The organism is Algoriphagus jejuensis, assembly GCF_039523455.1.
Taxonomy (GTDB): domain Bacteria; phylum Bacteroidota; class Bacteroidia; order Cytophagales; family Cyclobacteriaceae; genus Algoriphagus; species Algoriphagus jejuensis.
In genome coordinates this window covers 275,328-291,433 of the sequence record NZ_BAAAFI010000007.1, presented here as the reverse complement: position 1 = coordinate 291,433, position 16,106 = coordinate 275,328, and the positions used below count along the sequence as shown (strand labels likewise).

Below are 16,106 nucleotides of genomic sequence, written 5' to 3'. Positions count from 1 at the left end.
AGGAGGCAAGACGCTTGGACTACTTTCCAGATTCAATCGAGCCGCAACTTTTGTGAGATCTTGTTCGGCTACTATTCCAGCTGGCGCAGGATTGATTTTGCCTGCTCTTGGTAGAGGTTGGGTCTGGATGCGCTGACGCGAAGGGCGTCCTTGCCTTTTTCCAGCATGTTGAGTTTGAAATAGCCAAGCGCAGCGTACCAACATGCGACTTCCTTAGACGCGGCATTGGATTCCGATTTGACCAAGTTAAAAAGTGGAATTGCTTTCTCGGGACGTCCAAGCTCGAGCTGACAAATCCCCTGGTAGAGCAGGAGGTAGTCGGAGTCGGCCCGATGGGGGATCTGGCCAAATAGTACCTCCGCTTTCTTGAAATCCTTTGCATCGTAGGCCTGAAAAGCCTCGGATAGGAGCTTGGTATTGGATGTTTCCAAGGTGCCAGAAGCTATCTGATTGGGAAAGGTGTTGTAGTGTTTGGCGTAGAGTTTTTCCCCCGGACTCATGCCAAGGGTGATCCAAAGTAGGTAGCCAGAGAGCACCAAAAAGCAGGCGATGGCGGTGGAAAGGGCCCACGACTTCATGTTGGACCGTGTCGCGTGTCTTTCAGCGAGATTCAGGGCTTCCCTGCCTTTCTTCTGTTGCTCAAGTTCTGCTTGATGCTGCGGATTTTCTGCAATCAGTTTTTCAAAAAGTCTCTCGTCTTCCGGGCTCATCTTGCCTTCGAGATAGTTGTCGATTAATTCTTGCAGATCCATAGTTTTCGCTTTTTGACGGAAATGCCCACTGTACGGCTTGGATGCAGCCGTCAGTTTTGAATCTTGGAATCACGGATTAAACCCAAGGAAAAGGAACTCCCGCATTTTTTCCATCTACCCCTTGCCGATATAAAAGTAAGATAAGGTAAACAAAATTTTTCTTAGAAACTGTCCTGTCTTATTGCTGAGATTTGAGACTATGGCCTAAAAGAGATTTTCGGAATTGAGAAAATCCAGGAAGTCAGTCAGCGATCGAAAACGTTGATCTTTGTACCGAAGCGAAAGCGGGTCTATTTCCACAAAAACCGGCCCTTCCAACTTGCTTATTTCGGCTTTTTGGAGGGCTTTTTTCACCCAAAAAACTGCCGTCGCATCGCCCTCTACGACCCAATCGGCGACAAGGGTGCTTCGTGATTCCACCTTGCCCCGCTCCGGGTTGAAATGGAACCTGTCGCTGGGCAGCAACTGGCCGATCTTTCCCGAAAGGACAAGATCCTCCGGCGAACCGGCAAGCATCGGCGTGTCGCGCCCCATTAGCCAAAAACGATCCGCTGTCTCGATGGCGATGTCCAGATCATGCGTTACGACCAGGACTGATTTTTCTTGTTTTCCGGCGATGTCTCGGAGGAGATGCATGATTTCCAGGCGGTTTTCCAGGTCGAGGTGTGCGGTAGGTTCGTCGAGAATCATCAGCTCTCCATCCTGCGCCAAAGCTCTGGAAATCATTGCTTTTTGGCGCTGTCCATCGCTGATCTCGCTGAGACGCTCGTCTCGTAGATCGCTGGATTTGGTGTCGGCAAGGGCCTTTTCTACGATTTCCAGATCCTGAGGATTTAGCTTCCCGAGCCAACCGGTATGCGGAGTTCTGCCCAGAGCTACCAGCTGCCCCACGGTCATATTTCCGGGGAAAATCGGATCAGTCAGGACGACGGAGATCCGCTTGGCGAGTTCCTCAGAATTGAAGGATTCGATGGGCCGTCCGTCGAGCAGGATGCTGCCCTGCCAGGGTTGGATTTGCCCGAGAATGGCCTTGATCAGGGTAGATTTTCCTACGCCATTTGGGCCAAGTAAGCAGGTGAGTTCCCCTCTGAAAAGTCGGAAATCCAACCCGTGGAGGATCTCTTTTTTTGTCTTTTTATGGAAATACCCAAGTGTAAGCCCTTTGCCCTCCAGTGCGATATGTTCTTGCTTTCCTTCCATTTCCTCAAAAATCCCTGCTAAAGTTCCGTTTCAAAATCAGCCCGATCACAATCGGAGCGCCTACCAGCGAGGTGACGGCGTTGATTGGCAGGGTGCTGGCAAAACCGGGGAGCTGGCCGGCCGCATCGCAGAGTAGGAGTAGGATGGCGCCGAGGAGTGCCGAAGCCGGAAACAGCACCCGGTGGTCGGAGCTTTTCCACACGATCCTAGCCAGATGCGGCACCGCAATACCGACAAAGGCCACCGGCCCGCAGAAGGCGGTGATTCCCCCTGCAAGCAGGCCCGTGCTTCCGATCATGATCCAGCGCATCGTTCCAGTGCGGATTCCCATGCTCTTGGCGTAGGCTTCGCCGAGCAAAAGTGCATTGTAGGACTTGATCGAACCGATCACCGGGACACAACCGATGGCGATCAACACCGCCAAGATGCCGACCTGCGCCCAGCCCAAAGCACCGAGGCTACCCATAGACCAGACGGTGAACAGCTTCAGCGCATCGGCTCCCGAAAAATAGGACAAGACGGAGATCACCGCCGATACTGCCGAGCCAAACATGAGGCCGACGATCAGGAGCGTCATGCTGTCCTTGACCCTCCAAGCAACCAAGCTGACGCCCGAAAGCACCAGTCCTGCACCTAGCACTCCGGCGGAAGCAATCGCCCAGGAGTTGATCCCGCTAAGCGCGAATCCAAAGGCGGAGCCCGCCAACATCAAGATCGCCACTCCGAGTCCAGCACCCGAGCTGATGCCCAATACGAATGGGCCTGCGAGGGGATTTCGGAAAAAGGTCTGCATCTGCAAGCCGCTGAGGCTGAGTCCGATTCCAGCCAAAACGGCTACCAAAGCCTTAGGAAGGCGGTAATGGAGGATGATCTGCTCCCAGGAGCTCTTCGTCCAATCTCCCGAAAAAATCCCCGACACGATCTCTCCAAACGGAATCATGACCGAACCCAAACTCAGGTTGAGCAGGAAGCTCAGACCGAGGATAAAGAGGCCGACGGGGAAGAGATAGGAACGGATTAGCATTAAATTTTATCTTGTGGGTGGTTTGTGGGGACACAAACCATGGCATAGAACTTTAAGCATATTGTAAATATTCAAAGAATTAGAGGTTACAATTCTGTAAATGTTAAATTCGGATACAGGCAATTGGAGATTCGTTCACCAAGAGAATTTGAAAGATATGAAGACGACTGAGAAATCATTTGATGCTGTAAAGTTTATGCGGCAAGAGAGGGATAAAATTACTAAAGAATTGGTAAACCTTTCCGACCGGGAAATTTTGGAGTATTTCGAAAAGAAGAGATCACAAAAGCCTCAGAGAGCTTAGCAGGCTGGATTTAGGTTTATAATTTTTACTCCAACTTTTGATAAAAATACAAATCGTAATCCGGGAGCAAGTCCGGATGCAGGATTTTGATCATGTCCTTGAGCAAAAGGTCGGGGCGTACATAGCCGAGTTCGAAATACTCCAGCCCGCCGGTGGCGCCCTTTTTCGCAGTGTAGGTATAGACCTGCCCAGTTTTCCAAGCTTGGAAAGCCTGATAGCGGGGTTCCGAACTGCCCATCGTCTCGAGGTCAGGGAAGTCCGCCGAACCTACCCAAAAGTTCGCTTCCAGTCCCTTATCCAATACAAATTCATAGTTGAGCTGGAGGCTGCCCGTGCCGGCTTGATCGGCAAAGATGTAAGCCCCGCCGGCGTTTTCAAGGATCTGGGCTCCCCAGCTTTCGGCTCCCGGGGCGTACCAAATGTCCTGATACATCACCCCGCTGAGGACCTTTGGTTTTTGTTCTTCCGAAAGGGAAGCGGTGAGTTTTTCCGCAGCTTGGTAGGCAGATTTTATCTCTTCGAAAGCCGCCACCGACTCCTCGTATTTTCCCAGCAAAATGCCCGTAAACTTGATCCATTCGGCCCTTCCAAGCGGGTTTTGCTCCACGTATTCCCCGTTGATCAGGGCAGGGATTCCAGCTTGCGCAAAGAGCTCCAGATAGCGTAGGTCTTCGCCCAAGGTAGAGATCATCATCCAATCCGGCTGCAGGTCGATGACCATCTCCGGATTGGCGGATGGGCCGCTGCCGAGGTCGCTGACTTGGCCGGCGTCTATGAGCTTTCGGGCGGTGGGAGAGGAGACGAGATCCGTGTTTGGAAAACCCGCCAAGAGGCCCGCGGCATCCAGTAGGTCGAGGTGTGGAATATGGGTTGTCGAGGTCAACACCACTTTGGCTATCGGCAGCTGCACGACGGCGTCAAATCCGCTTTGGTCGGCGCTTGCGTTTTCTTCCAAAACGAGGTATTTGAATGTTCTGTCCGCGCCGGTGTAGCCTTGGGTCACGTGGATTTCCCAAAAATCATTTCCCTTGAAAATTTCAAATCCCCGGGCATATTCCAGGGCGATTGGCTTTTTTTCGGAGGCGGTTTCTACTTTTATTCCGCAGGCGGAAAGCAGGAAAGCTGCACAAAACAGAATCTGGCAAGCGATTGAAAATGAGCAGAAAAAGTGGTTTTTCGATTTTGAAGACATGGATATTACCAGACGAAATATTCTGCCAAGGTAAAAGAGTTAATTCCGGTTTTCCAAAATTATTGACGGTCTGGCGCTTTTTTGCCAAATCAAAATCGCTTTACTTTGCTCGCGATTTAGGTTCCCGATCTGAGCTGGTTCATCGGCTTGGCGCTCGGGATGAAAAGGGAATCCGGTGCAAAACCGGAGCTGTCCCCGCAACTGTAAGTCTGTCCTTTCCCGATAGCCATCGGGATCGGAAAATGCTTTTGCACCACTATGCCATTTTCGGCTTCGATAGCAATCGGGGTCGGGGAGAAGGCCGGCAAAAGTCAGATGAGCCAGGAGACCTGCCTTGATCTTTTTGATTCTGTGCTTTCGGAGGAAAAGCAAAAAGGATTTGTCGATTTCCCATCCCGCTGTCGGGACTGGACAGTTTTCAATTCTTTCCATTTCTCTTCAAGCCCGAATCGTTTTATCAAAATCGATTTGGCATGACGCTCTTGCTTTGGGTATTTTCTGTTTTCGCCTTTTCGGCGCCGCAAGACACGGTGGCGCTGGAGCAGGTGGAGGTCTATGCCCCAGCTTTGGAGCGTTTTGCGCAGGGGCAAAAGGTGTTCACCTTCCAGCCTGAGGCGCTGAGTGCCTATTCTGCCCGTTCGTTGGGCGATCTTTTGCAGGAAAAGAGCCCGGTCTTTGTCCGGCAATACGGCGCAGGCATGCTTGCCTCACCCTCGTTTCGGGGCACATCGGCCGGACATACGGCCATTTTTTGGAACGGCCTTCCCATCAACAGCCCCTCTCTGGGACAAAGTGATCTCAGCATCCTGCCGGTGGAGGCGATGGATGAAGTCCAGTTACAGTTTGGCAGTTCGGGGGCGCTCTTTGGCAATGAAGCGATTGGCGGAAGTGTGCATCTGGGCACCCAATCAGACTTTGGAGCGGGTTTCCAAGGCAAATTCTCTCAGACATTTGGCAGCTTTGGTTTGTTCAATTCCGCCGTGTCTACCGGATTTTCTTCCAAGAAAACCCTCCAAGGGTTTGGAACACTTGGAGGGTTAAAGGTCTTCAGCGCCAAAACCCGTCTTTACCGACAGTTTGCAGACAATGATTTTGCCTATCGCGATCTTTCCCAAGCCGGAATTCCTGAAATACGAGAAGATCATGCCCAAGTGGAGCAGATCGGCTGGGTACAGGATTTGGCTTGGAATCTGAGTGAAAAGTCCCAGCTGAAGGGTGCCTTTTGGTGGCAAAAATCCAACCGGGAGATCCAGCCGCCCATGGGTTCCAATACCCAAGACTCCCAGTCTGACGAAAGTATTCGCGCGGTGCTGGACTACTATCGCTTTGGCAGGCAGTCCGTCTGGAACCTGAAAGCCGGATTTGTTCAAGACGAACTTGTTTTCAACGAAACCCGAAACCAAACCCGGCAATATTCCCTGGCAACCGACTACGACTTTGAATACGGAACTGATTGGAAGCTGAAGGCAGGTGTCCGGGCGACCTTTGCGGAAGGTGATTTGAGCACCTATTCCGCCGATGATCAGCGCTACGAGTTTTACCAATCCGCCAACTGGCAGGCTGCTGAAGATCTCGCACTTTCCCTTAACCTCCGTCAATTTGCCTACCAAGATGGTTTTGCGCCCTTCCTGCCAGGTATCGGGATGGATTGGGGGTTTTGGGGAAATGAAAAGCAGCAAGTTTTGCTGAAAGCCTCGCTGGGAAAAGGCTTCAAAGTACCGACGCTCAACGACCGCTTTTGGGAGCCGGGAGGGAATCCAGACCTCCTTCCCGAGGAAAGCCTCAACTGGGAACTCGGGCTTCATTGGACAAAAGAAGGCGCTTTCTCTTGGGATCAAAGCCTGACCTACTACCGCATGCAGGTGGACAACTGGATCATCTGGCTGCCGATGGGTTCAGTTTGGACCCCGCAGAATATCCGCGAAGTGCGAAATCAGGGGGTCGAATACCAAGGCAAGACGGGATGGAAGATCGGAAATTGGAATTGGGACTTAGCCTTGAGCTATACCTATTCTCAGGCTTTGGATCTGACAACGGAGCCCTCCAATCCACAGCAATTGCCCTACACGCCAGAGCATCAGGCCAATGGGAATCTCAGCGCGGGGATTGGCGGACTCGCCCTGAACCTAGGCTCCTTTTTCGTGGGCCAGCGCGCCATCGGCACCGGCAATGCCCGGATCATGGACAGCTATCAGATTTGGAATGCGGGACTTGCTTTTTCCAAACTCAAATGGGGTAATACCAGCTTTCCGCTCAGCTTTCAGGTGCTTAACCTCCTGGACAAAGACTATCAGGTCCTCTACCTCCGGGCTATGCCCGGCCGATCGTATCAATTTAATTTAACTATACACTTATGAAGAATCTTCTCAAAAACCAACTGGGAGCGCTGGCTCTGATTTTTGTACTTTTTTCCTGTAATGATAATGGAGGAGAACAGCCGCTCGGTAAATATGATACCGGTGTCCTCATCATGAACGAAGGGAACTTTGGTACGAACGACGGGGAAGTTTATCACCTGGATCCGAGCACCGGAACTTTGACCGCCGATATTTTTGAGTTGGAAAATAACCGTCCTTTTGCAGGATTGCTGGAGGATATGGTATTGGAGCAGGATCGCTTGTACCTGGTCGCCAACACGGGCAAAGTGGAGATCGTAAATCCGGGCGACTTCAAATCTGTCGGTTCGGTGACTGATGAGCTGAATCAGCCAAGGTCTCTGGCCGCAGCGAGCGGCAAGCTTTTTATCTCCGATTATGGGCCCTATGACGCGAGCTATGCAACTCCGGATTCCTACATCGCGGTAGTTTCCGGATTGGATGGAGGGACCGTGAAAAAGAAGATCGAAGTATCCAACAAGCCGGAGGATCTGTTTGTCAACGGCAAATTTGTTTGGGTGGCAGGTTCGGAAGAAGGAAAGCTGGAAATCATCGATGCAGATGCGGAGGCAATATCCAAAACCATCGAGGTGGAAGGTCGCCCTGTTCTGTTTTTCGAGCAAAGCGGTGAAGTATGGGTCTATTCATACGACGAAAGCAATGTCTACTTTCACTCTTTGAACCTTTCCAGCGAGACGGTAAAAGAGGTGAAATCTTTTCCGATGGCCAATCCAACCGGCAGAATCGCAACAGGCGAGGACGGCAAAATCTACGTCACACTTAGCACGGGCTGGCCTGAGTATGTGGACAACATTATAGAAGTGTCTTTGGCTGATAACTCTGCCAAGCTATGGATGAATGGATCTGGCTTCTACGGGATCGGCTACGATTCCGAGCGCGGGAAAGTCTATGTGGCCAATTCCAAAGGATTCCAAGGAAACGGTGAGGTAAATGTCTACGAAAAGGACGGGGCTGACCTCAGTACCTTGGACGTCGGCAGAGGGCCGTCTGGCTTTTTGTTTAGATAATTGAATTGTCAACAGACGAAGGTCGGGCGTTCCTGGCAAGGCTCAATTTCGTTTTGAACTTCAGCTCTATTACGCCAGTGAAGTCGAATTAAACTTCAAGCTAGATGCTGCATCGTTACGAATAAAAGATAAAAAGCTGCCTCATTGGCAGCTTTTTTACGTTTGGTTGCATCAAGCGAATTGATTAGAAATGCTGGAATTTGGTTTTAGGGCTGGCTAATTCGTTACCGCCAGCTATCGACCTTTGACCGTCCTCTGTGGCTTTTTTGCCTATTGCCACTGCCAGCTGAATTTTTGTCTTTACTCCTCCAGCTTTTCCATCATTTTTCTTTCGAATCTGTCAAACATGCGGATATAGCGGTTTCGGATGTTTTCAAGGAAATTTTGTTGGGTATCCAGTGCATATACCGGGTTGTATTGGATACGGTCGATCACCATGTCCAACCAGCCCTTGCCATTGTCGATCAATTCGGCATGGAAGGCTTCTACTGTTGCATCTCTTGAACCTGAGAAGGGTCCTTTGCCTTGTTTTTCAAAATACTTGGAGATGACTTTCAAGGCCAGTTCGTGAGTCTCTTCAAAATGGGCGATCAGTTCCCGGGATTGGGATTCGCTCAGGCCGGAACTTTCACCACGGGTGGCATAGGATTTCAGGTCTTCCAGTGAGATTGAAAACTGTGTTAATAATTCTTCGCAGGTTTTGGGGGTTGCTTTCATTTTTATTTTGATGTTCTATAGTTTGACTTACTTTAATTTCGAAAAAGATATTTTAGGATAGTATTTATATCTAGGGGTTTTGTTTAAAAGTAATATACTATATAATGAAATAATATGCGCTTATAGACATTAATTTTTGTTTTAGCATTTATCAAATATTAAAAAAATGTTAAAAATTTCGCTCTTTTCATCCTGAATATTACCCGTTCATAACAAGAATGAGTCCGTTTATGTACGGTTTTGAGGTGGTTCCATTTATTAAAGGTCATATTGGAGGGTATTATTAAACCAAATTAACACTTATGAAGAAAATCTTATTCTTAGGACTTTCGCTATTTCTGGTAAGTGCGGTAGCATTTGCTCAGGGGCGTAGAGTGACCGGAACAGTAACTTCTGACGAAGACGGTTTGCCAATTCCCGGCGCCACCGTACTAGTCAAAGATACTAGCGTAGGAGCTGCCACAGACATTGATGGCAAGTACTCCTTGACCCTCCCAGAAAATGGGACTGTGTTGGTCTTCTCTTTTATAGGTATGGCTACTCAGGAAATTCCAGTAAGTGGTCAGTCGGTAATTGATGTTGTATTGGAGTTCGATGCCTCGGAGCTATCCGAAGTGGTTGTAACTGCGATGGGTATCGAGAGAAATAAAAATGAGCTCGCCTATTCTGCCCAGCAGGTTCAAGGGGATCAGGTTTCTCGGACAAGATCTGCGGATTTTGTATCTACACTTTCCGGTAAAGTTGCCGGTTTAGATATCCGTTCCAACAATACTATGGGTGGATCTACAAACGTAGTAATTCGTGGCTATTCGTCTATTTCCGGAAACAACCAAGCTCTCTTCGTGATCGATGGAGTGCCGGTAAGCAATGCCAATAACAGCCCCTCCGCTGTGGATTTTGGTAATACCGCTTCGGATATCAACCCTGATAACATCGAATCCATCAACGTGCTGAAAGGTGCTGCAGCGACTGCCCTGTATGGCTCTCGTGCCGCAAACGGTGTGATCATGATCACAACCAAGAAAGGTAAAAAGAACAGCATGAGTATTGACATCAACTCTGGTGTGATCTGGAGTAGCATGGACAAGTCCACTTTTGTAGAATACCAAAAGGAATACGGTGCTGGTTACATTCAGTCATTCCGAGCTTCCCAGGATCTGGGAAGTGGGGAAGCTCCGGTCGTACGGTTTCAAGATGATGCTTCCTATGGGCCTGCTTTTGATCCAAACTTACAGGTTTATCACTGGGATGCAATTGATCCTACCTCTCCCAACTTTGGAAAGACCAAGCCTTGGGTGGCTGCAGAAAATGATCCCAGCGCGTACTATGAGACCGGACTGAACTCCAATCAAAGTATCACTATTAGCGGCGGCGGAGATGAGACCACATTTAACTTGGGTTATACTCGAAACGATATCAAAGGCAACCTGCCAAACAGTACCATTGATAAGAATATGGTCAACTTTTCTGCTGCTTACAATGCTACAGAGAAGCTGACGGTAAGTGCTTCGGCAAATTATACCCGAACTGAGGGCATTGGTAGATATGGTGTCGGATACAATGGTACCAACCCAAACCAGCAATTCAGACAATGGTGGCAGACTAACGTGGATGTCAGGGAACAAGAGTCTGCCTACTTCAGAAACAGACAAAACGAAACCTGGAACTGGAACGGTGCCAATACCGGACCTATCTATTCCGATAACATTTATTGGTCTCGCTACGAAAACTACTCTAATGATGCCAGAGACAATATCTATGGGTATATCATGCTCAACTATGAGCTTACCGACTGGATGAGCGTCATGGGTAGGGCGACTCTGAATGCTACCACTGACATGCAGGAGGAAAGACTAGCAGTAGGTAGTGCGGGTGTGCCGTTTTATTCAAGATACAATAGGGATTTTAAAGAGTCCAACTATGATTTGATGTTGAACTTCGACAGGGATATCTCCGAAGATTTGTCCTTCAATGGTTTGTTGGGCGGAAATATCCGTAGAGAAGAGACCAGCTCAATTGATGCGAGCACTAACGGTGGACTTGTCGTTCCAAGACTTTATTCCCTGTCGAATACTGTCAACCCAATGACACCACCAGTAGAGGGATATTCCCGTAGAGGTGTAGACGGTATTTATGCCAATGCCAACTTTGGTTATAGAGAGAAGCTGTTTTTGGAGTTATCCGCACGTCAGGATAAGTCCACTACTTTACCGGAAGGTGATAATACCTACTTCTACCCAGCTGCGGGTTTGAACTACGTACTCAATGATGCTCTCAAAAACGTATCATGGATCTCTGCGGGTAAGATCCGTGCCAATTACGCTGAGGTAGGTAATGATGCCGCTCCTCTGAGCGTTTATGATATCTATGACAAGCCAACTGCTTTCGGTTCGATTCCGCTTTTCTCACTTCCAAGTACTAAGAACAACTCCAACTTGAAGCCGGAAAGACAGAAAAGTTATGAAGCTGGTTTGGAGATGGATTTTTTCAACAGCTTGTTTGGATTTGATTTTACCGTCTATCAGACCAATACTGTTGATCAAATCTTGCCTGTGGACATTACTGCAGCTACAGGCTATACCCGCAGATATGTCAACGCTGGTGAAGTTGAAAACAGGGGTTTTGAAGTGAGCGCTTACGTGACTCCGATTCAAACCAACAATTTCACATGGGATATGCGCCTTAACTTTTCCCGTAACCGAAACGAGGTGATCAGTCTTTATGGAGAGGGAGACAGCAAGGTTGAAAACGTGCCTTTGGCATCCTTTCAGGGAGGAGTTTCTGTCAACGCAGCTGTAGGGCATCCTTACGGCGTGATCCGTGGCAATGACTTTGTCTATACCAACGGACAAAGAACTGTTGATGAGAATGGCTACTATATGGTGGGCGCTGACCCAAGTACGATCATTGGAGATCCAAATCCGGACTGGTTAGGTGGCATCAACAATACCTTTACTTATAAAGGCTTATCACTTGCGTTCCTGATTGATATCCGCAAAGGTGGCGATGTATGGTCACTTGACAGGTGGTATGGCGATGCCACCGGGATATATCCTGAGACTGCCGGATTGAATGACAAAGGGAACCCTTCCCGACTTCCAGTATCGGAGGGTGGGGGAATGTTGTTGCCTGGTGTAAAAGAAGATGGTACGCCTAACGACATCTATGCAGAAAACCAAAATGGTGATGGACAGACTCCTTTGGGTTATGCCGCAAATAACTATGTGGGCACTCCAAGATCTCTGTATATCTATGATGGTAGCTATGTGAAATTGAGAGAATTGGTGCTTTCTTATTCCTTGCCATCTTCAATCTTCGGAAGCAATAGCGCGATCAAAAAGATCGATTTGGAGTTGGTGGGACGCAACTTATGGATCATCCATAAGAATATGGAATATTCTGACCCTGAAGAAGGTTTAGGAAATGGAAACTCTGCCAGAGGCTATCAGAGTGGTGCCTATCCAGCTATGAGAAACTATGGTTTTAACGTGAAATTGAATTTCTAAAATTGCAGAAATGAAAAAGATAATTTTAAGTCTATTGTGTTCATCCATGTTACTTGCAACGTCCTGCGTTGACAGCTTGGATGACTATAATGTGAGTCAAAAAAATGCGGCTGCGGTACCCAGTGAGACGCTGTTTAGTAACGCCGTGAAGAACCTGACGGATGCCTTGACCTCGGCGAGCGTCAATTCCAACAACTACCGTTTCTATGTTCAACACTGGACTGCGACCACGTATCTGGATGAACCGCGGTATAATATGACCTCCAGGATTATTCCCCAGAATATGTGGCAGAGTCTTTACCGCGATGTCCTGTCGGATCTCAAGGAATCCAAAAGGCTGGTGATGGAAAACACTGCGACGATTGAGAGTGTAAAGAATAACCAATTGGCGCAGATTGAGATCATGGAAGTATACGCTTGGTCTGTTCTGTTAAATACCTTCGGTGATGTTCCTTACACGCAGGCACTTGATCCGGAAAATTCGCTACCAGTATATGACGATGCGCAGACTACCTACAATGCCATTCTTGTGCGTTTGAACGATGCTCTGAGCTTAATTAACGACACTGCTGCAGGCTATGCGGATGGAGATCTTCTGTATGAAGGAGATATGGAAAAATGGGTAATGTTTGGAAACTCTCTCAAGCTGAAATTGGCCATGGTGATAGCCGATGTGGATGCCGCCCAAGCCAAGTCTCTTGTCGAACAAGCTGCACCGAATGTCTTTACCAGTAATGATGACAATGCTGTCTTACGTTATCTCTCGTCGCAGCCAAACAACAACCCGGTGTCGAATTCTGTGACCGGTATATATAGTACCCGAGAAGATTATGTTGCTGCCAATACTTTGGTAGATATCATGAATGATCTGGAGGATCCTAGAAGACAGCAATTCTTCACTCAGGTGGATGGTGAGTATGTTGGAGGTATATATGGGTATACGAACAGTTATCCCGACTTTTCTACCGTTAGTGCAAAAGTAGCTGCTCCTGACAATGAAGGATTGTTACTGGATTATTCTGAGGTGAGTTTTCTACTTGCCGAAGCTTTGGAAAGAGGATTTGCAGTAGGCGGAACAATTGAAGATCATTACAACGAAGCTATTACTGCATCTATCGAGTATTGGGGTGGAACTTCTGCCGAGGTGGATGCATATTTGGGACAGTCTTCTGTAGCTTACAATAGTGCAGCGGGGGATTGGAAAGATAAAATCGGGACCCAAAAATGGATTGCCTTGTACAATAGAGGATTTGACGCTTGGTTGGAATGGAGAAGATTGGACGCACCAACCTTGTTGCCACCCGTCGAAGGACTGGTTGTGCCATTGCGCCTAATCTATCCTGTCAATGAAGCAACTCTAAATGGCACCAATAAAAATGCTGCATCTGCGGCCATAGGTGGTGATAGTTCCGCCACCCCACTTTGGTGGAATGTCAACTGATTGTAAATACAGATCAAAAGCTGTTAAAAAAATAAAACAGTAGTTTTAATAATTTAAAAAACCGGTTGTTTAAGCCGGTTTTTTTTTCTATTCATGGCAGCTAGGTAAAAGAGGTAACTCTTTCCGAAAAGGAGATGGGCCGGATGTTAAAGCTATAGAGAGAGGCGTATCTGCGCTTAGCCACCTACATTGAAATTTTGCAAAAATGGCTGTCAGTTGGTGCGAGGCCAACAACCAAAACCCGTGGTATGGCAGATACTTGACTCGCGTCGATTATGCGATCAGCAACACCATGTATGACTACATGAAGCCGCTTGGTGACCCTCGTCTGGCTGTGTATGCTGACCCAGCTGCCAATACAGGTACTATTGTGTCGATGCCTTATGGTATCTCCAATGCAGAAGCCGGATCCATCACCAATGCCGAGGTTTCTTACTTGGGCATGGCCATCCGTGAACAAAATGCGGAATTGCCAATCCTGACTACTTCCCAGATCGAATTCAGCTTGGCTGAAGCGGCGTTGAAAGGATGGATCAGTGAGAGCGCTGAAGAGCATTACCTGAAGGCGATTGCGGCTTCATTCAGACAATATGGCGTGTACTCTCAGGCAGCTTTTGACGCCTTCGTTGCGCAGCCAGATGTGGCTTGGGATGCTACAAAAGGTATAGAGAAGATCGGTTACCAAAAGTGGGTAGCGCTTTTCCTTCAAGGATTTGAGTCTTGGGCAGAGTGGAGAAGGCTGGATTATCCAGTGTTGGCCCCAGCCGAAGCAGCGCTCAACTCCAGTAAGGAGATCCCGGTAAGACAGGCTTATCCTACTACCGAGCGTGATATCAACACAGACAACTATCTGGAGGCTGTAGCTCGCCAAGGCGAAGACGGCTTGGATACCAAACTGTGGTGGGATGTGAACTAATCCAATCCCTTTAAACGGGTCGGATTTAACAAACAAAAGTCCCGGGATCTCTCCCGGGACTTTTTTTATCTAACTCCGGTGATTTGACAACTTTTTGCACTCCGGTTTTTCGACGACAGCCTCATTATATATATAACTTTAGATTTGGCAAGATTGTTTTATCTCACATTGAAGCTTTGCAAAAATGGCTGCCCATTGGGTGCGACACCTTCGAGTCTTAGCCGACCGCTGTAGTTTTCCAGATATTTTCCCGCGACATCCGGATCTTTTGCAGGAATTTGATTGATATGAGTGATCACATATCCATCTCGGAATCCAAGATCCCGGAGATATCCTCTCGTCAGTGAGGTGATTTTGACTCCATAGGGTATTTTCAGCCGGTCTTTTTCTATGGTATTGACAGCTTCGAGTTTTGCACCCAGCAGTCCTGAGCTGTAGAATTCCCGCTTGATTACCCCTGTCGTGCCTTCCAGATTCTGCAGGGTTAATTCTGCGACTTGTGGGCTTCCTCCACGGGTATATTCTATGTTGATCTTGTCACCTGGATAATAATAAGAGATCGCCTCTTCGAAACTGCCTTTTCCTATAATCTTCCAGTCCGCTACCTTGGTTACCACGTCGTTTTTCATCAGCCCAGCACTTTCAGCGGCGCCTTCATTGACCACGTGAGTGATGATCACACCGTCCAGACTTTTAATCTTCATTTCTTCCGCCAACTCAGGAGTCAGCTCGACCACGTCCATTCCCGGAATAGCTTTTTGGACTTCGCCAAATTTGATCAGGTCATTGGCAATCTTCACCGCTATGTCTACCGGCACAGCAAAACCATATCCGGTATAGGTTCCTGTTCGGGAAAGAATCGCGGTATTGATTCCGACTAGCTCGCCATTTACATTGACCAGCGCACCTCCGGAGTTGCCGGGATTGATGGGAGCGTCGGTCTGGATAAAGCTTTCCAACGGAAACTCTCCCCCCAAAATATTGATCTGACGCTCTTTGGCCGAAACGATCCCGGCGGTCACGGTTGAGGTCAGATTAAATGGGTTTCCTACTGCCAATACCCACTCGCCGATCTTGAGATTGCGGCTACTTCCACGCTTGATTTCCGGGAGGTTCACAGCCTCGATCTTGAGTACGGCGATATCGGTGTTTTTGTCCGTTCCGACCAACTTTGCGGGATAGGTTCGTTTTTGATGGACGACTTCGATGGTTTCTGCGCGCTCAATTACGTGATTGTTGGTGATGATATAGCCGTCTTTAGACATGATCACACCGGATCCGGTGCTTACCTGCTGTTGCGGCCCGGTGCCAAAGAAGAAGTCAAACATGCTGTACCTGCTGGGATCGGTACCGCTGAAATTTTTGATAAAAACGACAGACTCGGTGCTGTTTTGAGATGCCTCGACAAAGGAAATGGTCGGGTCTACTCGCATTTCCGAAGGGGTATATTGAGAAGTAAATTGGTTATGAGCCACCGAATAAGCGTCGTTTAAAGGGAATTCAGAACCGGTAGGTTCCGAATCTATACTTGTCCAAAGTGCCGCTCCCGAGAGTCCTGCGACAAATGGAATTGCAATTGATTTGATCAGAGTTTTCATAGGTCTATTTAATCGGATATGCATTCTACAAGTTGTTTACCTTGGGGTTCCTT

General features: G+C 48.3%; 11 protein-coding genes and 1 riboswitch. Of the genes, 5 read left to right on the top strand and 6 right to left on the bottom strand.

The annotated features are described in order from the left end of the window. Positions 1 to 71: 71 nt before the first annotated feature. The 4 genes from ABD031_RS09065 to ABD031_RS09050 all read right to left on the bottom strand — a co-directional run bounded on the left by ABD031_RS09065 (position 72) and on the right by ABD031_RS09050 (position 4,472). Positions 72 to 752 (bottom strand): hypothetical protein, encoded by a 681-nt coding sequence (locus tag ABD031_RS09065; RefSeq protein WP_343850550.1) that lies wholly within the window; start codon positions 750 to 752, stop codon positions 72 to 74. Positions 753 to 956: 204 nt separating this feature from the next. Further along, on the bottom strand, positions 957 to 1,952 hold the full coding sequence (locus ABD031_RS09060; protein WP_343850548.1) for an ABC transporter ATP-binding protein: 996 nt from the start codon (positions 1,950 to 1,952) through the stop codon (positions 957 to 959). Between the two features lie 4 nt (positions 1,953 to 1,956). After that, positions 1,957 to 2,976, bottom strand: a complete 1,020-nt coding sequence (locus ABD031_RS09055) for an iron chelate uptake ABC transporter family permease subunit (RefSeq protein WP_343850546.1) — start codon at positions 2,974 to 2,976, stop codon at positions 1,957 to 1,959. 329 nt (positions 2,977 to 3,305) lie between these two features. After that, positions 3,306 to 4,472 (bottom strand): ABC transporter substrate-binding protein, encoded by a 1,167-nt coding sequence (locus tag ABD031_RS09050; RefSeq protein ID WP_343850544.1) that lies wholly within the window; start codon positions 4,470 to 4,472, stop codon positions 3,306 to 3,308. Between the two features lie 101 nt (positions 4,473 to 4,573). Continuing rightward, positions 4,574 to 4,823, top strand: a riboswitch (cobalamin riboswitch). A gap of 122 nt (positions 4,824 to 4,945) precedes the next feature. Between ABD031_RS09050 and ABD031_RS09045 the strand changes: the two genes are divergently transcribed. Both ABD031_RS09045 and ABD031_RS09040 read left to right on the top strand, forming a co-directional pair. Then, entirely contained in the window at positions 4,946 to 6,829 is a 1,884-nt protein-coding gene (locus ABD031_RS09045) for a TonB-dependent receptor plug domain-containing protein (RefSeq protein ID WP_343850542.1), read from the top strand. Then, a complete protein-coding gene (locus ABD031_RS09040; protein WP_343850539.1) occupies positions 6,826 to 7,875 on the top strand; it encodes a YncE family protein in 1,050 nt (349 codons plus the stop codon). The genes ABD031_RS09045 and ABD031_RS09040 overlap by 4 nt, the downstream gene beginning before the upstream one ends. Positions 7,876 to 8,175: 300 nt before the next feature. On the opposite strand, the gene ABD031_RS09035 is transcribed toward ABD031_RS09040, so the two are convergent. Beyond that, a complete protein-coding gene (locus ABD031_RS09035) occupies positions 8,176 to 8,592 on the bottom strand; it encodes a nucleotidyltransferase substrate binding protein (RefSeq protein ID WP_343850537.1) in 417 nt (138 codons plus the stop codon). Positions 8,593 to 8,894: 302 nt separating this feature from the next. Between ABD031_RS09035 and ABD031_RS09030 the strand changes: the two genes are divergently transcribed. From ABD031_RS09030 to ABD031_RS09020, 3 genes are all read left to right on the top strand, one after another. Beyond that, a complete protein-coding gene (locus ABD031_RS09030; protein ID WP_343850535.1) occupies positions 8,895 to 12,098 on the top strand; it encodes a SusC/RagA family TonB-linked outer membrane protein in 3,204 nt (1,067 codons plus the stop codon). 46 nt (positions 12,099 to 12,144) lie between these two features. Then, positions 12,145 to 13,539 carry a SusD/RagB family nutrient-binding outer membrane lipoprotein gene (locus ABD031_RS09025; protein WP_343850533.1) on the top strand — a complete coding sequence of 465 codons (1,395 nt, stop codon included), beginning with the start codon at positions 12,145 to 12,147 and terminating at the stop codon, positions 13,537 to 13,539. 205 nt (positions 13,540 to 13,744) lie between these two features. Next, positions 13,745 to 14,455, top strand: a complete 711-nt coding sequence (locus ABD031_RS09020; RefSeq protein WP_343850531.1) for a SusD/RagB family nutrient-binding outer membrane lipoprotein — start codon at positions 13,745 to 13,747, stop codon at positions 14,453 to 14,455. Positions 14,456 to 14,613: 158 nt separating this feature from the next. On the opposite strand, the gene ABD031_RS09015 is transcribed toward ABD031_RS09020, so the two are convergent. After that, entirely contained in the window at positions 14,614 to 16,053 is a 1,440-nt protein-coding gene (locus tag ABD031_RS09015; protein WP_343850529.1) for a S1C family serine protease, read from the bottom strand. Between the last annotated feature and the right edge of the window lie 53 nt (positions 16,054 to 16,106).